17 protein-coding genes are annotated in these 20,705 nt (G+C 73.6%); 13 read left to right on the top strand and 4 right to left on the bottom strand.

The genetic code is table 11. The features are described from left to right. Nucleotides 1-71: 71 nt before the first annotated feature. Nucleotides 72-1,868: an arginine--tRNA ligase gene (argS, locus tag MID12_RS11990; RefSeq protein ID WP_263166832.1), complete on the top strand. Its 1,797-nt coding sequence runs from the start codon at nt 72-74 to the stop codon at nt 1,866-1,868. A gap of 164 nt (nt 1,869-2,032) precedes the next feature. Here argS and MID12_RS11985 read toward each other — a convergent pair whose 3' ends face one another. The 4 genes from MID12_RS11985 to MID12_RS11970 all read right to left on the bottom strand — a co-directional run bounded on the left by MID12_RS11985 (nt 2,033) and on the right by MID12_RS11970 (nt 5,514). Further along, entirely contained in the window at nt 2,033-2,818 is a 786-nt protein-coding gene (locus tag MID12_RS11985) for an ABC transporter permease (RefSeq protein ID WP_040249794.1), read from the bottom strand. Continuing rightward, the gene (locus MID12_RS11980; RefSeq protein WP_263166829.1) at nt 2,815-3,825 is read right to left on the bottom strand and encodes an ATP-binding cassette domain-containing protein; all 1,011 of its coding nucleotides are present in this window, start codon (nt 3,823-3,825) and stop codon (nt 2,815-2,817) included. The genes MID12_RS11985 and MID12_RS11980 overlap by 4 nt, the downstream gene beginning before the upstream one ends. A gap of 177 nt (nt 3,826-4,002) precedes the next feature. Next, complete coding sequence (locus MID12_RS11975) at nt 4,003-4,845, bottom strand: DUF4097 family beta strand repeat-containing protein (RefSeq protein WP_263166827.1); 843 nt, start codon at nt 4,843-4,845, stop codon at nt 4,003-4,005. Nucleotides 4,846-5,004: 159 nt separating this feature from the next. Then, on the bottom strand, nt 5,005-5,514 hold the full coding sequence (locus MID12_RS11970) for a hypothetical protein (protein ID WP_040249784.1): 510 nt from the start codon (nt 5,512-5,514) through the stop codon (nt 5,005-5,007). Between the two features lie 406 nt (nt 5,515-5,920). Here MID12_RS11970 and MID12_RS11965 point away from each other — a divergent pair, with 406 nt between their 5' ends. From MID12_RS11965 to MID12_RS11910, 12 genes are all read left to right on the top strand, one after another. Beyond that, nucleotides 5,921-6,259, top strand: coding sequence for a YnfA family protein (locus MID12_RS11965; RefSeq protein ID WP_040249779.1), 339 nt, complete (start codon nt 5,921-5,923; stop codon nt 6,257-6,259). Nucleotides 6,260-6,443: 184 nt separating this feature from the next. After that, entirely contained in the window at nt 6,444-7,214 is a 771-nt protein-coding gene (locus MID12_RS11960) for an SDR family NAD(P)-dependent oxidoreductase (RefSeq protein WP_040249776.1), read from the top strand. A 5-nt stretch (nt 7,215-7,219) separates the two neighbouring features. Further along, nucleotides 7,220-7,474 (top strand): hypothetical protein, encoded by a 255-nt coding sequence (locus tag MID12_RS11955; RefSeq protein WP_263166824.1) that lies wholly within the window; start codon nt 7,220-7,222, stop codon nt 7,472-7,474. A gap of 113 nt (nt 7,475-7,587) precedes the next feature. Beyond that, entirely contained in the window at nt 7,588-8,208 is a 621-nt protein-coding gene (locus tag MID12_RS11950; RefSeq protein ID WP_237282717.1) for a TIGR03086 family metal-binding protein, read from the top strand. Nucleotides 8,209-8,375: 167 nt separating this feature from the next. After that, nucleotides 8,376-9,551, top strand: a complete 1,176-nt coding sequence (locus MID12_RS11945; RefSeq protein WP_263166821.1) for an LLM class flavin-dependent oxidoreductase — start codon at nt 8,376-8,378, stop codon at nt 9,549-9,551. After that, nucleotides 9,548-10,204: an FMN reductase gene (locus tag MID12_RS11940; RefSeq protein ID WP_040249768.1), complete on the top strand. Its 657-nt coding sequence runs from the start codon at nt 9,548-9,550 to the stop codon at nt 10,202-10,204. Before MID12_RS11945 ends, MID12_RS11940 begins: the two co-directional genes overlap by 4 nt. Before the next feature lie 266 nt (nt 10,205-10,470). Further along, on the top strand, nt 10,471-11,676 hold the full coding sequence (locus MID12_RS11935) for a glycosyltransferase (protein ID WP_263173093.1): 1,206 nt from the start codon (nt 10,471-10,473) through the stop codon (nt 11,674-11,676). Nucleotides 11,677-12,037: 361 nt separating this feature from the next. Next, nucleotides 12,038-14,224, top strand: a complete 2,187-nt coding sequence (gene helR, locus MID12_RS11930; RefSeq protein WP_263166819.1) for an RNA polymerase recycling motor ATPase HelR — start codon at nt 12,038-12,040, stop codon at nt 14,222-14,224. Nucleotides 14,225-14,459: 235 nt separating this feature from the next. Further along, nucleotides 14,460-16,484, top strand: a complete 2,025-nt coding sequence (locus MID12_RS11925) for an NAD-binding protein (protein WP_411577057.1) — start codon at nt 14,460-14,462, stop codon at nt 16,482-16,484. An 811-nt stretch (nt 16,485-17,295) separates the two neighbouring features. Next, entirely contained in the window at nt 17,296-19,047 is a 1,752-nt protein-coding gene (locus MID12_RS11920) for a thiamine pyrophosphate-binding protein (RefSeq protein ID WP_263166815.1), read from the top strand. Next, nucleotides 19,019-19,672, top strand: coding sequence for an SRPBCC family protein (locus tag MID12_RS11915; RefSeq protein ID WP_263166813.1), 654 nt, complete (start codon nt 19,019-19,021; stop codon nt 19,670-19,672). Before MID12_RS11920 ends, MID12_RS11915 begins: the two co-directional genes overlap by 29 nt. After that, on the top strand, nt 19,669-20,667 hold the full coding sequence (locus tag MID12_RS11910) for a 3-oxoacyl-ACP synthase III family protein (RefSeq protein ID WP_040249762.1): 999 nt from the start codon (nt 19,669-19,671) through the stop codon (nt 20,665-20,667). Before MID12_RS11915 ends, MID12_RS11910 begins: the two co-directional genes overlap by 4 nt. Nucleotides 20,668-20,705 lie beyond the last annotated feature (38 nt).

Genomic DNA, 20,705 nt, shown 5'->3' with positions numbered 1-20,705 from the left:
AAAACCGTTTTACACCCCGTGGGATACTGACTGTGTCTGTCCATATCCTCCAGGAGAACGGCTTCCCTTCCATGGCCTCGGTCACGTCGCTCACCGCTTCGGTCCACCAGCGTCTCGCGGACGCGCTTTCGGCTGCCCTGCCGGAAGCCGGCGCCGCCGACCCGCTGCTGCGACGCAGCGACCGGGCCGACTTCCAGGCCAACGGCATCCTCGCGCTGGCCAAGAAGGCGAAGGCCAACCCGCGGGAGCTGGCCGGGCAGGTCCTCGACGGCCTGGACAAGGGCACCGTGATCGCGGAGGCCGAGGTCTCCGGGCCGGGCTTCCTCAACCTCACCGTCACCGACCGGGCGATCACCGAGAACCTCGCCGCCCGGCTCGCGGACCCCGAGGGGCGGCTCGGTGTGCCGCTGTCCCCGGAGGCGGGCACCACGGTCATCGACTACGCCCAGCCGAACGTCGCCAAGGAGATGCACGTCGGCCATCTGCGCTCGGCGGTCATCGGCGACGCGGTCGCCCAGATCCTGCGGTTCACCGGCGAGAGCGTGGTGCCCCGGCACCACATCGGCGACTGGGGCACCCAGTTCGGCATGCTCATCCAGTACCTGATCGAGCACCCGCACGAGCTGGACCACTCCGCCGGGACCGCCGGGGACACCACCGCCTCCGGCGAGGAGGCCATGTCCAACCTGGACCGGCTCTACAAGGCGGCCCGCGCCCTCTTCGACGCCGACCCGGAGTTCAAGGACCGGGCCCGGCGCAAGGTCGTCGACCTCCAGGCCGGGGACCCCGGGACGCTGGCCGTCTGGCAGAAGTTCGTCGACGAGTCGAAGGTCTACTTCTACTCCGTCTTCGACAAGCTCGACATGGTCATCGAGGACGCGGACATCGTCGGCGAGTCCGGCTACAACGACATGCTCGACGAGACCTGCCGCCTCCTGGAGGAGTCCGGCGTCGCGGTGGTCTCCGAGGGCGCCCTCTGCGTCTTCTTCGACGACGTCAAGGGCCCGGACGGCAACCCGGTCCCGCTGATCGTGCGCAAGTCCGACGGCGGCTACGGCTACGCGGCCACCGACCTCTCCGCGATCCGCAACCGGGTCTTCGACCTCAAGGCCTCGACCCTGCTCTACGTGGTCGACGCCCGGCAGTCCCTGCACTTCAAGATGGTCTTCGAGACCGCGCGGCGGGCGGGCTGGCTGAACGACGAGGTCAAGGCCCAGCAGCTGGCCTTCGGCACGGTCCTCGGCAAGGACGGCAAGCCCTTCAAGACCCGGGAGGGCGAGACGGTACGCCTCGTCGACCTCCTCGACGAGGCCGTCGAGCGGGCCAGCGCGGTCGTACGGGAGAAGGCCGAGGGGCTCCCCGAGGGCGAGCGGCTCTCCGAGGAGGAGATCGCCGAGCGGGGCGCCCAGGTCGGCATCGGCGCGGTGAAGTACGCGGACCTGTCCACCTCCGCCAACCGGGACTACAAGTTCGACCTGGACCAGATGGTCTCGCTCAACGGCGACACCAGCGTGTACCTCCAGTACGCCTACGCCCGGATCCAGTCGATCCTGCGCCGGGCGGGCGAGACGCGGGGCGCGGCCCACCCGGAGCTGGCCCTCGCCCCCGCCGAGCGGGCCCTCGGGCTGCACGCCGACGCCTTCGCGGAGACCGTGGCCGAGGCCGCCGCCGAGTACGCCCCGCACAAGCTGACCGCGTACCTCTACCAACTGGCCTCGCTGCTCACCACCTTCTACGACAAGTGCCCGGTCCTGAAGGCGGAGAGCCCGGCCCAGGTCGAGAACCGCCTCTTCCTCGTGGAGGCCACCGCCCGGACCCTCCACCAGGGAATGGCCCTCCTCGGCATCCGGACCCCCGAGCGCCTCTGAGGCGCCGGGGGGCGATGGCTCCTCGTACGGCACGAGGACCTCGTACGGCACGAACACCTCGTATACGAACGCCTCGTGTACGACGGGGACCCCTCGCGGGAGGCTTCCGCGAGGGGTTCCGTGTGCGTGGGGGGGGCGGGCCGGAGGCGGGCCCCGGTGGTGGCTCAGCGCTTGGTGGTGGTGCGGAAGAGGGAGCGGGACCAGAGGTAGCCGATCAGCGTGATCCCGGCGCACCAGGCGAGCGAGATCCAGCCGTCGGCGCCGATCTCGGAGCCGGTCAGCAGTCCGCGCAGGGTCTCGGTCATCGGGGTGAACGGCTGGTTCCCGGCGAACCAGCTGAGGCCCGGCGACATCGACCCGGCGGGTACGAAGGCGGAGCCGAGGAACGGCAGGAACTGCACCAGGAGCGGCTTGTTGCTCGCGGACTCCACGGTCTGGGAGATCATGCCGAGCGGCACCGACAGCCAGGTCACCGCGAAGGCGATGGCGGTGAGCAGTCCGGCCGCCGCCAGCCACTCCAGCGGGCTCGCCGAGGACCGGAAGCCGAGGGCGAGCGCGAAGCCCACCACCAGCACGAGGCAGACCATGGTGCCGAGGACGCTGCCGAGCACATGGCCCGTCATGAACGAGGAGCGGGTGATGTCCATGGTGCGGAAGCGGTTGATGATGCCCTCGGTCATGTCGGAGCAGACCGCCACGGAGGTCGACATCGAGCCGGAGGCGACCCCCATGATGAGGATGCCGGGCGTCAGGTACTCCAGGTAGGCGTCCCGGTCGCCGCCCATCCCGGCGCCGATCGAGTCACCGAAGGCGTACACGAAGAGCAGCAGCATCAGGATCGGGGTCAGGGCGCTGCCGAGGCCCACGGCCGGGTAGCGGATCGCGTGCTTGAGGTTGCGCCGCAGCATGGTCATCGAGTCCTGCACGGCGTAGCCGAGGGTGCTGCTCATCGGAGGGTCTCCTTGACGTGGAGCGGGGCGTCGGCGGCGGCCCCGGCGGTGCCGTGGCCGGTCAGGGTGAGGAAGACGTCGTCGAGGTCGGGGGTGTGCACGGAGAAGCCGTCGGCGCGGATCCCGGCCGCGTCGAGCCGGTCGAGCAGGGCGCGCAGGGCGTCGAGCCCGCCGTCGCCCGCCACGCGCAGGGCGAGGTTCTCCTCGTCCCGGGCAGCGCCGGAGAAGACCTCGGCGGCCCGCTCGTACTCCTCGGGGTCGGTGAAGCGCAGCCGCACATGGCTGCCGGGGATCCGCGCCTTCAACTCGTCGGCGGTGCCCTCGGCGACGATCCGGCCGCCGTCGAGCACGGCGATCCGGTCGGCCAACTGGTCGGCCTCCTCCAGGTATTGGGTGGTGAGGAAGACCGTGGTGCCGCCCGCGACCAGCTCCCGCACGGTCTCCCACATGGTGCGGCGGCTGCGCGGGTCGAGCCCGGTGGTCGGCTCGTCCAGGAAGATCACCCGGGGGTCGCCGACCAGCGTCATGGCGAGGTCGAGCCGCCGCCGCATCCCGCCGGAGAAGGTCGCGGCCCGCTTCCGCGCCACGTCCGCGATGCCGAAGCGGGTGAGCAACTCCCTTGCGCGGGCCCGCCCTTCACGCTTGCCGAGGCGCAGCAGGTCGGCCATGAGGAGGAGGTTCTCCTCGGCGGTGAGCAGATCGTCCAAGGCGGCGAACTGTCCGGTGACGCCGATGGCGGCGCGTACCGCGCCGGGGGCGGAGTCGATGTCGTGGCCCGCGACCTCGGCCCGGCCGCCGTCGGCCGCGATCAGCGTGGACAGGATCTGCACGGTGGTGGTCTTGCCCGCGCCGTTCGGGCCGAGCAGCGCGAAGACCGAACCGGCCGGGATGCGCAGATCGACGCCGTCGAGCACGGTCTTCTCGCCGTACGCCTTGTACAGACCGGTGGCGGTGACGGCGGGGGCGGCGGGTGCCGGGTCACCGCCACCCTTCCTGGATGTGGGCATGACAAAAGAAGGCATGGGGCCCTCCGTTCGAAGGCTGGGGTGGATGGGGGAGGGGGACGACGGGTGCGTGAGGGTGGGGGCGGGCTCGCCGGGCGGGGAGCGGGGTGGCCGTTCAGAGGGGGCGGGCGGCCGGGGCGGGGCTCAGGACCGGGCGCGGGCCGCGTCCCCCGCGCGGACTCAGGCCCTGGCGCGCCGGATGTCGATGTTGCCGTGCCGGGTGCGGGCGCGGATCTTGACGGTGTCCTCGCTCTCCTCCGGGCTCCCGGCGGCGGTGAGCGTGTTGCGCACCTGCCCGGAACCGGAGCTGACGTCCAGCCAGGCGGCCGTGCCCTCGCGCACGCCGACCTCGATGGTGCCGTTGGAGGTCTCCAACTGGACGGTGCCGCGGGCCACTTCACCGATGCGCAGGGTGCCGTGGGCGGTGGTGGCGGTGACCGAGTCCTCGGCGCGGCCGATCTCGATGTCGCCGTTGGCGCCGCGCACCCGGAGCTCGCCCCGCGCGGTGCCGACGAGCGTGGTGCCGTGCGAGTTCTTCAGCTCGGCGGCGCCCTCGACGAGGCCGAGGCGCAGGCTCCCGGAACTGGTGGTGATCTCGGCCGCGCCCTCCACCCGCTCCACGGTGATCGAGCCGTGCGCGGCGTTCAGCCGTACCGCGCCGGCGGTGTCGAGGCGGACGTCCCCGGAGGAGATCTTGGCGCGGACCTCGCCGAGCCGCCCCTCGCCGAGCACCTGGACCCAGGCGCCGGTCACCTCGACACCTGAGCCGGCGGGCAGTTCGACCGCCACGTCGACGGTGCCGGTGCGGCCGAACAGCCCGGGCTTGGGCATCCGCACCTGCAAGGCGCCGCCCGCACAGGTGACGTGGGTCTGCTCGGCGGCCCGTACGTCCGGGTCCCGCTCCGGGTCGCGGGGCCGCACCTCGACCAGGGTGTCGGCGCGGTCGCTCGCGGTGAACTGGAGGGATCCGGCGTCCACATGGGCGGTGACCGAGATCGGTTCGGGGGTGTCGAAAGCAGGCATGGCGGTCCCGTCCTCTGGGCTCTTCGGGGCGTCCCCGCTGGTGGGACGTGGTGTGGGTGACGTGGTGGGGTGAACTGGGGCCTTGGAGCTCCGAGTTGACCTGGCACGAGTGAAGTGGGGTGTCCGGGTGCGGAGTTGGCCGGGCGCGGCGGGATGCGGCTAGCGCACCCAGCCCGTGAAGCTCTGGCCGACCGTGCGGGCCTTCTCCGGGGCGGGCGGCCGGGTGCCGCCGTCGACCGCGGCCGAAACCGCCCGTACCAGCCAGGAGTTGACCGAGAGCCCCTCGCGGTTCGCGGCCTCCTCGGCGCGGGCCTTGAGGGGGGCGGGCAGGCGCAGGTTGACGCGTGCGGTGCCGCCCTCCTCGCCCTCGGCGGGCGGCTGCGCCGCGGCGGGCGCGGGGCCCGCCACCGTGGTGTCGCCCTCGGCGGGCGGCGGCGTCACCACGAAGTCGGGGTCGAGACCGCGCAGCCGTACGTCGACGGAGCCCGGGGCGAGCTCGCGGGTGATCTCGTCCATCGCGGCGGAGAGCACATGGAGCATGGTCAGGCGGGTCGCCGACTCCAGCGGGGCGGTGAGCCGCTCGGCCAGGGCGCGGGCTTCGTCCCCACCGGCTTCGGCGGCCACCGCGAGTTCGCGGCGGAGAGTGTCGACATAGGGCGTGAGGTCCATGGCGTCATAGTGGCACCACTTTGGCGCTACGCGCAAGCCTGAATGGTGTCTTCGGGGGGCGGGGTGGGGGTGACCGCGCGGGAATAGGTGCCGATTGACCCTCTGAACTGGGGCTTTGTAAGGGCGGGGTGTTGCCGCAAGGTGATGCGGAGGTACTTGCGTCCGGCCTGATGGAGGAGTGGTGACCCTCGAGTGGCATCCCGGATGGCGCCTGTGTGGCGTCACCGTGGTGCCGGATGGCGTCACCTGCCACCGCGTGGCGCCACGTAGGCGCCAGCCCGGCGCCAGTCGACGCCCCCCGCGCGCCGAACGCCGCCCCCCCGCCGAACGCCGCCCCGCACCCGAGGAGGGCGCCGATCCCACGGTGCCGACCGGCCCCCCGCGACCCGTCTGGAAAGCTGCCCCCATGTCGATCCTGCGTTCCGTGGTCCTCTTCCTCGTCGCCGCGCTCTTCGAGATCGGGGGCGCCTGGCTGGTGTGGCAGGGCGTGCGGGAGAGCCGGGGCTGGGTGTGGGTCGGGGCCGGGGTGGTGGCGCTCGGGCTCTACGGTTTCGTGGCCACGCTCCAGCCGGACGCGGAGTTCGGGCGGATCCTCGCCGCGTACGGCGGGGTCTTCGTCGCCGGTTCGCTGGTCTGGGGGATGGCGGCCGACGGCTACCGCCCCGACCGCTGGGACGTCCTCGGCGCGCTGATCTGCCTCGCCGGGATGGCCGTGATCATGTACGTGCCGCGCGGCGGGCGTTGAGCGGACCCGAGGCCCGAGGCGCGGCGCCCGGGGGGCCTGGCCGCGCGGAGGGCGGCGCCCCGGTCACTGTGAGAACCGGCACCCCGGCCCCCGCGCCCCCGATCCGCCGGTGCCGCCCGCCTATCCTGGGTGCGGATCGCGCGCCCGTACGAGCGAGGGCGCCCCGCCGGACGAGGAGCACCGTATGACCGCCGCGCAGGATTCCGCCCGTACCGCCGTGGTGACCGGCGCGAGCAGCGGGATCGGGGCGGCGACGGCGCGGCAGCTGGCCGCGGCCGGGTTCCGGGTGGTGCTGACCGCGCGCCGCAAGGACCGTATCGAGGCGCTCGCCGCGGAGTTGCGGGAGTCCGGCGCCGAGGCCGTGGCCCAGCCGCTCGATGTCACCGACCGTGGAGCCGTCGAGGACTTCGCCCGCTCGCTCGGCTCCTGCCACGTCCTGGTCAACAACGCGGGCGGCGCCCTCGGCGCGGACCCGGTGGCCTCCGGCGACCCCGCCCAGTGGCGGCAGATGTACGAGACCAATGTGCTCGGCACCCTGCACGTCACCCAGGCCCTGCTGCCCGCCCTGACCGCGAGCGGCGACGGCACCGTGGTCGTCCTCACCTCGACCGCGGGGCACGGCACCTACGAGGGCGGCGCGGGCTATGTCGCCGCCAAGCACGCCGAGCACGTCCTCGCCGAGACGCTGCGCCTGGAGATCGTCGGGCAGCCGGTGCGGGTGATCGAGGTCGCGCCGGGGATGGTGAAGACCGAGGAGTTCGCGAAGACCCGCTTCGGCGGCGACGAGGAGAAGGCCGAGAAGGTCTACGCGGGCGTCGCGGCGCCGCTGACCGCCGAGGACGTCGCCGAGACGATCACCTGGGCCGTGGACCGCCCCTCCCACGTCAACATCGACCTCCTCGTGGTCCGCCCCCGCGCCCAGGCCTCCAACAGCAAGGTCCACCGGGAGCTGTGAGCGCCGTGACCGGGACGGGAGGCGGCGGCACGGGTCCGGCCGGGGACGAGGAGCCGGACCCGGCGGCCGATGCCCCCGCGCGCGCAGACGCCTCCGCTCTCGCTGGCGCTGCCGCCCCCGAGCCCGAGGCGCAGGCGGAGACGCGGCGCGCGCACCAGAAGCACAACGAGCGGTACGCCTGGTGGGCCCTCGCCTACTTCCTGTTCGGCCTCCATATCGTCGCCTTCGTGATGATCTACGCGGTGCGGCACGCGAAGTAGCGGGACCCCGGCCGCCCCGTCCGTGGGGCCGTGGGGGTGCCGCGGGCCGGTCGGGCCGGTCCCGGTCGCGTTTGTCCAGGGCTGGGGCGCCCGCTGCTCGTACCGTCGTCGGCATGAGCGACCTGCCGAAGATGCCGTCCTTCTCCGCCCCCAGCCGGGGCATCGCCGACTACCTCGCCGCCGCCGCGGACCACTGCGTCCGGGTGGTGCACGGGATCGCCGACGAGGACCTCGGCCGCCCCACGCCCTGCCCCGACTACGACGTACGCCGACTCGCCGACCACCTCATCCAGATGTCGGAGCAGTTCCAGCTGCTGGCCCGCAAGGAGGACTCCGACTTCGGCACCACCCCCGGCAACGCCGGTGTCCGGCCGGACTGGCGGGAGCACTTCGCGCGCGAGTGCGAGGGGCTGGTCGCGGCCTGGGCAGAGCCCGGCGCCGAGGAGGGCACGACCGGTTCCCTGGAGATGCCCGCCGGGACCGTGGGCCGGATGGCGCTGCTCGACCTCGCCGTGCACGGCTGGGACCTGGCCCGGGCGACCGAGCAGGGGTACGTACCGGATCCGGGCGGCCTCGGAGTGGTACGGGAGCTGCGCGAGACCATGGCGGCGATCGGGCCGACCGGGCGCAGCATGGGCGCCTTCGGGCCGGCCGTGCAGGCGCCCGCCAACGCCACCGAGTGGGACAAGCTGCTCGCCGAGACCGGCCGTGACCCGCACTGGAGCCGCGGCTGAGCCGGTCCGCGCCGGGCGGTGGGAGAGCGCCGGGGCTGGTCGCGCGGACCGGTTCCGGCGCTTTTCCGGTTCCGGCCCCGTGGCGGCCGGTCGGCAGGAATAGTCGTGGGGGTGCCTCCGTTCCAGGGGTATAGTTGAATCGTCAACAACCTGGAGGGTGAGCGGTTATGCAGTTCGGGATCTTCAGCGTCGGCGACGTCACACCGGACCCGGTGGCCGGGCGTACGCCGAGCGAGCACGAACGCATCAAGGCCATGGTCACCATCGCGCAGAAGGCCGAGGAGGCCGGGCTGGACGTCTTCGCGACCGGTGAGCACCACAACCCGCCCTTCGTGCCGTCCTCGCCCACCACCATGCTCGGCTGGATCGCGGCCCGCACCGAGAACCTGATCCTGTCCACCTCGACCACGCTGATCACCACGAACGACCCGGTGAAGATCGCCGAGGACTTCGCGATGCTCCAGCACCTCGCCGAGGGGCGCGTCGACGTGATGATGGGCCGCGGCAACACCGGCCCGGTCTACCCCTGGTTCGGCAAGGACATCCGCGACGGGATCCACCTGGCGGTGGAGAACTACGCCCTGCTGCACCGGCTGTGGCGCGAGGACGTGGTCACCTGGGAGGGCAAGTTCCGTACGCCGCTCCAGTCGTTCACCGCGACGCCGCGCCCGCTGGACGGGGTGCCGCCCTTCGTCTGGCACGGCTCGATCCGCTCGCCGGAGATCGCGGAGCAGGCCGCGTACTACGGCGACGGCTTCTTCCACAACAACATCTTCTGGCCCAAGGAGCACACCGCCCAGATGGTCCGGCTCTACCGGGAGCGCTATGCCCACTACGGGCACGGCACCCCCGAGCAGGCCGTCGTCGGACTGGGCGGCCAGGTCTTCATGCGCCGCAACTCCCAGGAAGCGGTACGGGAGTTCAGGCCCTACTTCGACCGGGCACCGGTCTACGGCGGCGGCCCCTCCCTGGAGGACTTCTCGGCGCAGACCCCGCTCACGGTCGGTTCGCCGGAGCAGGTCATCGAGAAGACGCTCTCCTTCCGCGACTACGCGGGCGACTACCAGCGGCAGCTGTTCCTGGTGGACCACGCGGGGCTGCCCCTGAAGACCGTCCTGGAGCAGATCGACCTGCTCGGCGAGGAGGTCGTCCCCGTCCTGCGCAAGGAGTTCGCCAAGGACCGGCCCGCCGGGGTGCCGGAGGCGCCGACCCACGCCTCGCTGCTGCGGGCGCGTGCGGAGCGGGCGGCCGGGGAGCCGGAGACGTCCGGGAGCGGGCAGGCGTCCGGGGGCGCGGAGGCGTCCGCGGACGGGAACGTGAAGTCGGAGGTGGAGAACACATGACCAGGATTGTCGTGGTCTCGGGCGGGCTCGGCTCGCCCTCCTCGACCCGGCTGCTCGGCGACCGGCTCGCCGAGGCGGTGCGCCGCGCGGCGGGGACCGGGCCGGACGGCACCGCCCCCGTCGAGGTGGAGGCCGTCGAACTGCGCGACCTCGCCGTGCCGCTCGCACACCACCTGCTCACCGGCTTCCCCGGGCCCGAACTGGGCGCGGCGCTCGGCAAGGTGGCCTCGGCCGACGGGATCATCGCGGTGACCCCGGTCTTCTCGGCCTCGTACAGCGGGCTGTTCAAGTCCTTCTTCGACGTGCTCGACCCGGACGCGCTCACCGGCAAGCCGGTGCTCATCGGCGCCACCGGCGGCACCCCGCGCCACTCCCTTGTGGTCGAGCACGCCCTGCGGCCGCTCTTCGCCCACCTGCGGGCCGTGGTGGCGCCGACCGGCGTCTACGCGGCCTCGCAGGACTGGGGCGCCGACGGCCTGGCGGAGCGCATCGACCGGGCGGGCCGCGAACTCGCCCTGCTGGTACGGGAGTCGGCGCCGAGCACGGCGGCCTCCGGCGGCACCGCTCCGGAGCGGGAAACCGGCGCGGAGGCCGTGCAGGGCTTCCCAGTGGTCCCGTTCGCCGAGCAGTTGGCGGCGGTACGGGCGGCCTGAGCGGGGGTTCGGCGGGTCGGCTGCCCCCGGGTCGCACAGAGCAAGTCGAGTGCAAGCCGAGGGCAAGCCGGGAGGAAGTCCGGGGTGAGCCGAGGGCAAGCCGGAGCCCAGGCGGGGAGGGGGGAGAAAGGGCGGCGAAAGGAGGAGACCCACTCCTTGCCACTCTCAACGTATAGCGCACTGGGGGGCTTGCGGCAAGGCCCCCAGTGTCCCGCAGAATTGCCGGCCGAAGCCAGGACCTGCGGAAACGGGAGTGCGAAGTGCGTGTGGTGCTGTCGACCTATGGGTCGCGCGGAGATGTGGAGCCACTGGTGGCGCTCGCGGCGCGGCTGCGGGAGCGGGGCGCGGAGGTGCGGGTGTGCGCGCCGCCGGACGAGGTCTTCGCCGCGCGGCTGGCCGAGGCGGGCGCCCCGCTGGTGCCGGTCGGGCCCTCGGCGCGGGCGCTGACCGTGGCGAAACCGGGGCCCGCCGGGCTGCCCGAGCGGGCGGCCGCGCTGATCGCCGGGCAGTTCGAGGCGGTCACCGAGGCCGCCGAGGGCGCCGACGTGCTGATGGCGACCGGCATGATGCCCGCCGCGGCCGGGGCGCTCTCGGTGGCCGAGAAGCTGGGCGTCCCCACGGTCTCGGTGACCTTCCAGCAGCTCACCCTGCCCTCGCCGCACCATCCGCCGCTGGCCTATCCGGGGCGGCCCCTCCCGCCGGAGGTGACCGGCAACAAGGCGCTGTGGGAGCTGGACGCCGAGACCATCGACCTGCTCTTCGGCGAGGCGCTCAACACCAACCGGGAGTCCTTCGGGCTGCCGCCGGTGGCGCACGTCCGGGACTACGTCGTCGGCGAGCGGCCCTGGCTGGCCAGTGACCCGGTCCTCGACCCCTGGCTGCTCCCGGCCGACCTCGACGTCGTCCAGACCGGCGCCTGGCTCACCCGGGACCGGCGCCCGCTCCCGGAGGAGCTGACGGCCTTCCTGGACGCGGGGGAGCCGCCGGTGTACGTCGGCTTCGGCAGCATGCCGCTCGGCACCGCCGCGGAGGTCGCCGGGGCGGCCGTCGAGGCGGTCCGCGCGCAGGGCCGCCGGGTGCTGCTCGGGCGCGGCTGGGCGGACCTGGACCTGAGCGAGGACCGGGCGGACTGCTTCGTCCTCGGCGAGGCCAACCACCAGGCGCTCTTCCCCCGGGTCGCCGCCGTCGTCCACCACGGCGGCGCGGGCACCACCACCGCGGCCACCCGGGCCGGTGCGCCCCAGGTCGTCGTCCCCCAGGCCGCGGACCAGCCCTACTGGGCCGGCCGGGTCGCCGACCTCGGCATCGGCGCGGCCCACGAGGGGCCGACACCCACCTACGCCTCCCTGTCGGCCGGTCTCCGGGTCGCCCTCGCTCCCGAGACCGGGGAACGCGCGGCCGCCCTGGCGGGTGCGATCCGTACGGACGGGGCAGAGGTGGCGGCCAAGTTGCTTCTGGAGACGACGACTTGAGGGGGCGGGGGCTGCCAGGCGTGCGGCGGCATCACCGGCGCGCGCTGCGGCGGCCCCGTACCTTCCTCTCGTCAAGTCCCGCTACGGTGCGTGCTCTTGCGGCCGTCGGGTCAAGTCCGCATCCCATGGCCGGACTTGAAGGCCCGGCTCCCAGCTGGCTGCCGTGCCCTGACTGCACCGGAGATGCCCCGCCAAGTCCTCCCGCCACGGCGCCATTTACGACGCCACACCGGTCAAGTACAGCCGCGATGGCTGCACTTGCGTGAAGTCCGCACCCGCGAGCGGACCGGCCAAGTCCCGCCGCCCCACCCGCATGTGAAACACCCCCGGCCCCCGCGGCCCCCAGATCGGAGCTGTACCAGTGAAACCCCCGCCCCGCCCCAGCGCCGCCACCACCTCTACCAGTGCCCGTCGTGCCAGCGCCTTCGACCTTCCCGAGCGGCTCGCGGCCAAGGCCGATCCGGCGCTGATCGCCCGTGACGAGGAGCACTTCGCGGCCGTCGAGGCCTGCCTGGAGGAGTCCATCGGCGAACTGTCCGAGCAGCTCGCCGCCGAGCTCAGGGCGCCCGGGGGCGCGGGGCGGCAGGCGATGGACCGGGACGTGGAGGTCCACCGGCTCAACGGACGGCTGCGCGCGCTGCGCCGCTTCGGCCTCGACCTGTGCCTCGGGCACATGGTCGCGGCGGACGGCTCCGAGCCGGTGTACGTGGGGCGGCTCGGCCTGAAGGACAGCACGGGCCGGCGGCTCCTGGTGGACTGGCGCTCCCCGGCCGCCGAGCCCTTCTTCGGGGCCACCCACGCCCGCCCGATGGGCCTCGCCAGCCGCCGCAGATACCGCTGGACCGGCGGCCGGATCAGCGACTACTGGGACGAGGTCTTCACCGCCGAGGGCTTCGCCGGGCATGCCGCGCTCGACGACCAGTCCGCCTTCATCGCCAGCCTGGGCAGCCACCGTTCGGCCCGGATGCGGGATGTGCTCGGCACCATCCAGGCCGACCAGGACGCCATCATCCGGGCCGGTTCCCAGGGCGCCCTCGTGGTGGACGGCGGCCCCGGCACCGGCAAGACCGTGGTCGCCCTGCACCGCTCGGCCTATCTCCTCTACGCCGACCCCCGCCTCGGCCACCGCCGCGGCGGAGTGCTCTTCGTCGGCCCGCACCAGCCGTACCTGGGCTATGTCGCCGATGTGCTGCCCAGCCTCGGCGAGGAGGGCGTGCGGACCTGCACCCTGCGGGACCTGGTGCCCCAGGGGGCCGAGGCGGTGGAGGAGTCCGACCCGGAGGTGGCCCGGCTGAAGTCCGCCGCGGACATGGTGCGGGCCGTCGAGACGGCCGTACGGTTCTACGAGGAGCCGCCCACCGAGGTGCTGACGGTCACCACCCCCTGGTCCGAGGTCCGGCTCGGCCCCGAGGACTGGGCCGCGGCCTTCGAGGCGGCCGAGGCGGGCACCCCGCACAATGACGCGCAGGACCAGGTCTGGCAGGAACTGCTCGCCATTCTGACGGACCGTCATGACGAGCAGGTGCCGACCGAGCTTCTGCACCGATTCCTCACCCACCACCGGGAGTTGGTGACCGCCCTGCACCGCGCCTGGCCGCTGCTCGACCCGGCCGACCTGGTCGGGGACCTGTGGACGGTGCCCGCCTATCTGCGGATGTGCGCGCCCTGGCTCGCACCCGAGGAGGTACGCAGGCTGCGGCGCGCGGAGGGCGCGCCCTGGACGGTGTCCGACCTGCCGCTCCTGGACGCGGCCCGGCAGCGGCTCGGCGACCCCGAGGCGCCGGTGCGCAGGCGGCGGCAGCGCGCCTCGCTCGCCGCGCAGCGCGCGCGGATGGCCGATGTCATCAGCGACGCGGTCGCGGCCGACGCCGACGGCGAGGGCGCGGTGACCATGCTGCTCGGGCAGGACCTCCAGGACACCCTGGTCGACGAGAGCGGGCTGCCCGGGGCCGAACCGGAGCCGCTCGCCGGGCCGTTCGCGCACATCGTGGTGGACGAGGCGCAGGAACTCACCGACGCCGAGTGGCAGATGCTGCTGCTGCGCTGCCCCTCCCGGAGCTTCACCATCGTCGGGGACCGCGCCCAGGCCCGGCACGGCTTCACCGAGACCTGGCAGGAACGCCTGGCCCGGGTCGGCTTCGACCGGATCGGCCTGACCTCGCTGAGCGTCAACTACCGCACCCCGGAGGAGATCATGGCGGAGGCCGAGCCGGTCATCCGCGCCGTGCTCCCGGACGCCAATGTGCCCACCTCGATCCGCAGCGGCGGCGTCCCCGTCGTGCGCGGCTCCCTCGCGGAACGGGACACCGTCCTCGGCACCTGGCTCGCCGCGCACCCCGAGGGCACCGCCTGCGTCATCGGCGACCCCGGCTTCCGCGGAGGCGACCGGGTGCGCTCGCTGACTCCCGTACTGGCGAAGGGACTTGAGTTCGACCTCGTCGTCCTGGTCGACCCGGAGAAGTTCGGCGAGGGCATCGAGGGCGCGGTCGACCGCTATGTGGCGATGACCCGGGCGACCGGCCGACTCGTGATCCTCACGGGCGGTTGAGTGCCGCCGGCGCCGCCGACTCGCCGCCCGCGTGTGCGCCGGGGCCGATCAACTCCCGCTCCCGGAAGGTAGGTTCAGGGGACCCGTACGGCCCCGTACCAGGAGAGGACGCATGGCTTCCGAGCGAGGACGCACGGCATCCGAACGCGGGCGGGCGGCCTCCGAGCGTGCCCGGACGGCCTCCGAGTGGGGGCGGACGGCCTTCCGCCCGCAGCCGCCGCCCGAGGCGCCCGGGATGATCGTCTGCGGGGACGACGCGCTCGCGCACCGGCTCGGCACCGAGCTGGCCGAGGTCTACCGGGTACGGACCACCGTCGTCGTCGCCACCGACACCGCGCTGCCCGGCGAGGGCGCGCGCGAACGCGGATTCGCGGGCGGCGGCGCGGCGGGCCGGGCGGCGGCGCTGCTCGGCCGGATGACGACGGCGATGGCCCGCGGCACCGCCGCACCGGCGAACGGCCAGGCGGGACAGGGGAGTTCAGGCCCGGCGGACGCCTCGGGGCACGAGTCGCAGGGCGGCCCCGGCAGCCGTGAGGGCGTACCGCGGCAGGGCGGCGGGCAGCGCGGGGCGGCCCGGCCGGTGCCCAGTGCCGAGGCGCAGGTCCTGGTGGCGCCCACCGTGGACGACGCCCTCCTGGTACGGCTCGGCGTGGAGGAGGCGAGCGCGCTGGCGCTGGTCTTCGAGGACGACGAGCTGAACATCCACACCGCGCTGCGCGCCCGCCGCCTCAACCCCCGGCTGCGCCTGGTCATCCGCATGTACAACCGCAAGCTCGGCAGCCATCTGGAGGAGGTCCTCGACCAGGCCGCCGTGCTCGGCGACCCGAGCCTGGACGCCGAGGCCCTGGACGCCACCACCACCGTGCTCTCCGACGCCGACACCGCCGCCCCGGCGCTCGCGGCCACCGCCGTCGCCGGCACCCGCAAGATCGTCCAGGCGGACGGGCTGCTGCTGCGCGCCGTCGAACGCACCCCCGCCGACCAGGACGAGAGCGCCGGGCAGGGCCTGTGCACCCTGGCCCTGCTCTCCTCCACGGCGGGCGACCCCGCGGGCAGCGAGGGCTCCGACAGCAGCGGCACCGAGGGCCCGCTGCTGCTGCCGGACGAGGAGACGGTGGCCCGGGCGCGCGGGCGGGCCGCCGTGGTCCTGGACACCGTCGCCGCCCCGGCCGCCCGCCGCTCCCGCCCGCAGCGCCTGGTGAGCCTGGCCGCCCCGATCTCCTCGCTGCTCTCCCGGCGCCTGAACTGGTCGCTCGCCGCGATCCTCCTCCTGGTCGTCGCCCTCGGCGTCGCGGGCTGGCTCACCACCGGCGAACACCCCCTGCACGCCGCCTACTTGTCCCTGCTCGACCTGCTCGCCATCGGCGACCCCGCGGACGGCGAACCGGTCAGCCGCCAGATCCTGCAACTCCTCTCCGGCTTCGTCGGACTGCTCCTGCTGCCGGTGCTGGTCGCCGCGGTCCTGGAGGGGCTCGGCACCTTCCGCACCGCCTACGCGCTGCGCCGCCCGCCGCGCGGACTCTCCGGCCATGTCGTGCTGCTCGGCCTCGGCAAGATCGGCAGCCGGGTGCTCCAACGGCTGCGCGAACTCGACATCCCGGTGGTCTGCGTGGAGGAGGACCCCGAGGCGCGCGGGGTGCCGCTGGCCCGCAGGCTGCGGGTGCCCACCGTGCTCGGCGACGTCACCGAGGAGGGCGTACTGGAGGCGGCGAAGGTGCACCGCGCCGCCGCCCTGCTCGCCCTGACCAGCTCCGACACCACCAACCTCGAAGCCGTCCTCTACGCCCGCGGGGTCAAGCCCGACCTCAAGGTCGCCCTGCGCCTGTACGACGACCGCTTCGCCACCGCCGTCTACCGCACCCTGCGCGCCGCCCACCCCGAGGGCCTGACCCGCAGCCGCAGCGTGACCACCCTGGCCGCGCCCGCCTTCGCCAGCGCCATGATGGGCCGTCAGATCCTGGGCGCCATGCCGGTGGAGCGCCGCGTACTGCTCTTCGCCGACCTCCAGGCCGGTGCGCACCACCAGCTCAGCGAGCGCACCGTCGGCCAGGTCTTCCGGCCCGGCGTCTGGCGGGTCCTCGCCCTGGACACCGAGGCCGAGGAGGCCCCGTCCCGCACCGAGACCCCGCACGGCACCGCCCGCGAGCCCCGGCTGCTGTGGGACCCGCCCGCCGGGTACGTACTGCGCCCCCAGGACCGGGTGATCCTCGCGGCCACCCGGCAGGGGCTCGCCGAACTCCTCCTGGACGCGGGGGAGTAGTCCGGCCGCGGCCGTCCCCGTATCCGTCCCGGGGCCGCGGTGCCCGCGGCCTCCGGGCGGACCCGGCTCCCGCGCATCCCGGCGCACCCCGGCGCACCCCGCGCATCCCCGCACCGCTCGCGCCCCGCCACGGAATGCGGGGGGGCGGGAAGTGCGGACGACGGTCACGCATGGCCCGTACGTTTTTCCCCGGTGGTGCGTCCGGGGCGGGAGCAAGGCGGCTTCGGTGCGTCCGTGAATTCCTCGGCCGCGTCCGGAGAATGAGGAAGGGCGGCCCTTCTCCATTCACCGGACGGGGAAGGGCCGCCCTTCGGCAGACGGCTCGGGAATAGGGCCCGCCGGTTTCAGGGGAATCGGCCCGGCGGGTGTCCGGGGAATCGGCCCGGCGGATGTCGGGGGAATCGGGATAACCGTGCCGATGCGTACGGGAAAGGGAACAGTTCGTGACCGGCGGCCGGGTGCCCCGCACGGGGAGCGCGCGCCGCGGCGCTGCCCGCCGCCGTGCCGCTGCCCCTGCCTCCGGCCGCCCGTGACCGGCCGGAAGCCCTCGACGGGGCCCGCTGCCGGGCGCCGGTTCCCGGTGGAGCGGGGCCGCGGGGAACACTAGTGAAACTTGCAGACCGGTCGCCCCGGACCATTTGGGCGCCCCTCTCCCGGGCTAGGTTGGGCACCGCCGGGCCCGCCGCCGAGGACTGCTTCCCGCTGTCTTCCGCGGCGCTCCGGCGCGATGTCCGGCTCTTTCCGAGAAACACCGGAAGGAATAGCACAGTACGTTTACGGGCCCGGTCTCCGGAGCCTCAAGGGAGACGTCATGCGAAAAGGTCCCCCACGCGTCGCCGATTACGTCATCTCCTCCCTGGCCGCCCAGGGAACCGACCACGTCTTCGGAGTGGGCGGCGCGAACATCGAGGATCTCTACGACGCCGCCCACCTCTCCGGCGGGCGCGTCACGGCGGTCGTCGCCAAACACGAGTTCTCCGCCGCCACCATGGCCGAGGGCTACCACCGCACCTCCGGCCGGCTCGGCGTGGCCATGGCCACCTCGGGCGCCGGCGCGATGAACCTGGTCCCGGGCCTCGCGGAGGCGTACGCCGCGCGCATCCCCACCCTCGCCCTCGTCGGCCAGCCGCCCCGCTCCCTGGAGGGCCGCGGCGCCTTCCAGGACTCCAGCGGCCTCGCCGGCACCTTCGACGCGGTCGACCTCTTCACCCCCCTCAGCCGCTTCTGCGCCCGGGTCGACGACCCGGCGGACATCGGCAAGCTGCTCGCCGAGGCCGTCGCCGCGACCCGCGGCCCCTGCCGGGGACCGGCCGTACTGCTGCTGCCCAAGGACGTGCAGCAGGCCACCGTCGAGCAACTGCCGCCCCTCGACCAGCTGTTGGCCGAGCCGGACGGACCGGCCGCGGCGGCGGGCAACCGGGCGGCCGCGGCGCGGATGCTCACCGGCGCCGCCGCGAGCGGCGCCGAGGTCCTGGTGATCGCCGGGGACGGCGTCGGCCGCGGCGGCGCCCGGGCCGAACTCGCCGAACTGGCCCGGCTCCTCGGGGCCTCGGTGGCCGTGACCCCGGAGGCCAAGGACGCCTTCGACAACGGCGACCCCCGGTACGCGGGCGTCGCCGGAACCATCGGACACCCCACGGTGCGGCGGCAGTTGGAGCGGGCGAGCCTGTGCGTCCTGGTGGGCACCCGGCTGCCGGTGATGGCGCGGGCCGGACTCGAAGCGGCCCTCGACGCCACCCCCCTGGTCTGCTTCGACCCCGAACCCCCCTACACCGGGCCGCCCCGCGCGGACGCACCGGTGGTCCATGTCGACGGCGACCTGCGCACCGAACTGCGCGCCGCCGCCGAGGCCTTGGCTGCGCTGCCCGCCCGCGGGGCCGGGACGCCGCCGCCCGGCGGACCGGAGTACCTGGTGGCGCCGCGCCCCGACTCCCCCGGGGTGCGCCTCGACGACGCGGTGCGGGCCATCGAGTCCGCGCTCCCGGACGGCGCCACCGTGGTCTCCGACGCCGGGAACGCCAGCTCGGCGGTGATCCACCACCTGAGCGTGCCGCCCGAGGGCCAGTTCGTCCTCGCCCTCGGCATGGGCGGCATGGGGCACAGCTTCGGCGCCGGGATCGGCGCCGCCTTCGGCACCGGAAGGCGCGCCTACGTGCTCTCCGGCGACGGCGGCTTCTACGCGCACGGCATGGAGCTGCACACCGCCGTCGAACACCAACTGCCCGTCACCTTCGTGGTGTTCAACAACAACGCGCACGCGATGTGCGTGACCCGGGAGCAACTGCTCTACGAGGCCGACTACTCGTACAACACCTTCCGGCCCGCCGACCTCGCGGCCGGAGCGGGCGCGATGTTCCCCTCGCTGCGCACCGCCACCGCGACCACGGCCGAGGAACTGCGCCGCGCCCTGCTCGCCGCGAACGAGCGCACCGGCCCCGCCCTGGTCTGCGTCGAGGCCGACCCCGACGAACTGCCGCCGTTCCTGCCGTTCCTCAAGCTGATCGACGACCGCGCCACCCCTTCAGGAGCACATGATGACGACCGCGTCACACCAGTTGGCTGACATCCCCGGGCTCGTCCGGTGCGAGACGAACAGCGTGCCGGACATCCTCGCGCAGGCCACCGGGATGACCCGCACCGCGTACCCGCACGAGGAGGTGTACGGGGACTACTGCACCATCCAGCAGTACATCGACTGCCCGCCCGAGGACGTCTTCGACTACCTTTCGGACATCAACAGCCTGGACGAGTACTCCGTCAGCACCCGCGCCTTCGAACCCGCGGGTGAGCCGGGCCTCTTCGTCGGCTGGGACACCCTGGCCGAGAACACCAGGATCTACATGCGGCTCAAGCCCAACCGCGAGGCGCTGACGCTGGACTACCACTGCGCCTGGGACCAGGGCGAGGAACTCTGGATGATCTACCTGTTCCGGATCGTCCCCGCCGAGCAGGTGCTCGGCAAGCCGGGCTCGGTGGTCCTGTGGACCAACTGCCACCACCCCAACTACGACAAGAACCCCTACCCCGAGCTGTCCCCGGACCCGGAGCGGATCTGGGTCGGCGACCTGTGGCCCCTCTTCTACGCAGGCCACCGCATCGAGCTGGAGAACCTCAAGCGCATCCTGGAGTACCGCAGCAGCCGGGGCCTTCCCGTCGCGATCGCCCCCGGTCCGGAGGCCGCCGCATGATCCCGGTCAGCCTGGTCGACGTGGACAGCTACCTGCCCGAGCGCAGCGTCGGCACCGAGTTCTACACGGGCGGGACCGCGCCGGACTCCGAGGGCGCGATGTTCGGACCGCCGCTCGCCCGGCGGCACGCCGCCCCCGAGGAGAGCGCCACCGACATGGCGGTGGCGGCGGCCCAAGGGCTCCTGGAGCGCCGCCGCGCGCGGGGCGACGGGCCGCTGGACGTGCTGCTCACCAATGTCGCCCTGCCGGACCGGGCGTTCACCGGGGCGGGCGCCGACATCGCGGCCCGGCTCGGGCTCGACCCGGTGCCCGAGTGGATCATCGACGTGCACAACAGCGGCTGCGCCGCCTTCGTCCACCTGATGAAGATCGGCCGCGCCCTCATCGCCTCGGGCCAGGCCCGCACCGCCCTGATCTGCTGTGTGCAGAACATGGCCGGCCAGGTCTTCGCCCGGCCGGGCGTCCGCGGCCGCAAGCACGCCCCGGTCCCCGGCGACGGCTGCGGCGTCGGCTACCTCAAGGCGGGCGACGAGTCGCCCATCCTGGACGTGGTGACCCACCACGGGGTCGAGTACGCCAACGACATGAGCCTGTCCGCGGACACCCGCAAGTACTGGGAGCCCGGCGAGGGCGAGATCGACATCGGCTTCACCGACAGCAAGGTCAAGCAGATCGTCGCGCGGGGCAACCAGCTCGTCCCGCAGGTGACCAGGGAGCTGTGCGAGCGCCTCGGCACCCCCACCACCGACATCGACCTCCTCGTCACCAACCAGCCGAACCGGATGTTCCTCAGCAACTGGCACCAGGAGCTGGGCCTCAAGCCGGAACGCCACCCCGACACCTTCGACCGCTACGGCAACCTCTTCGGCGCGGGCATCCCGGTGACGCTGACCCACGCCCGCGACGAGGGGAGCGTCCGCAAGGGCGACCTCGTCGTGCTCTCCGGCTTCGCGCACGCCGGTGACTTCGCCGCCGCTGCCGCCGTGCGCTGGTAGCCCCCGCCGCCACCCGCCCCGACCGCTTCCCGTCTGGA

Source organism: Streptomyces sp. SCSIO ZS0520 (genome assembly GCF_025643355.1).
GTDB classification, from domain to species: Bacteria; Actinomycetota; Actinomycetes; order Streptomycetales; family Streptomycetaceae; genus Streptomyces; species Streptomyces physcomitrii.
Note: the sequence above shows the minus strand (reverse complement) of the source record. Positions and strands in the feature narration are given on the sequence as shown.

Coding starts and splice junctions, on each gene's coding strand:
- argS (WP_263166832.1), top strand. CDS start 72: ATGGCCTCGGTCACGTCGCTCACCGCTTCGGTCCACCAGCGTCTCGCG.
- MID12_RS11985 (WP_040249794.1), bottom strand. CDS start 2,818: ATGAGCAGCACCCTCGGCTACGCCGTGCAGGACTCGATGACCATGCTG.
- MID12_RS11980 (WP_263166829.1), bottom strand. CDS start 3,825: ATGCCCACATCCAGGAAGGGTGGCGGTGACCCGGCACCCGCCGCCCCC.
- MID12_RS11975 (WP_263166827.1), bottom strand. CDS start 4,845: ATGCCTGCTTTCGACACCCCCGAACCGATCTCGGTCACCGCCCATGTG.
- MID12_RS11970 (WP_040249784.1), bottom strand. CDS start 5,514: ATGGACCTCACGCCCTATGTCGACACTCTCCGCCGCGAACTCGCGGTG.
- MID12_RS11965 (WP_040249779.1), top strand. CDS start 5,921: ATGTCGATCCTGCGTTCCGTGGTCCTCTTCCTCGTCGCCGCGCTCTTC.
- MID12_RS11960 (WP_040249776.1), top strand. CDS start 6,444: ATGACCGCCGCGCAGGATTCCGCCCGTACCGCCGTGGTGACCGGCGCG.
- MID12_RS11950 (WP_237282717.1), top strand. CDS start 7,588: ATGAGCGACCTGCCGAAGATGCCGTCCTTCTCCGCCCCCAGCCGGGGC.
- MID12_RS11945 (WP_263166821.1), top strand. CDS start 8,376: ATGCAGTTCGGGATCTTCAGCGTCGGCGACGTCACACCGGACCCGGTG.
- MID12_RS11940 (WP_040249768.1), top strand. CDS start 9,548: ATGACCAGGATTGTCGTGGTCTCGGGCGGGCTCGGCTCGCCCTCCTCG.
- MID12_RS11925 (WP_411577057.1), top strand. CDS start 14,460: ATGATCGTCTGCGGGGACGACGCGCTCGCGCACCGGCTCGGCACCGAG.
- MID12_RS11920 (WP_263166815.1), top strand. CDS start 17,296: ATGCGAAAAGGTCCCCCACGCGTCGCCGATTACGTCATCTCCTCCCTG.
- MID12_RS11915 (WP_263166813.1), top strand. CDS start 19,019: ATGACGACCGCGTCACACCAGTTGGCTGACATCCCCGGGCTCGTCCGG.
- MID12_RS11910 (WP_040249762.1), top strand. CDS start 19,669: ATGATCCCGGTCAGCCTGGTCGACGTGGACAGCTACCTGCCCGAGCGC.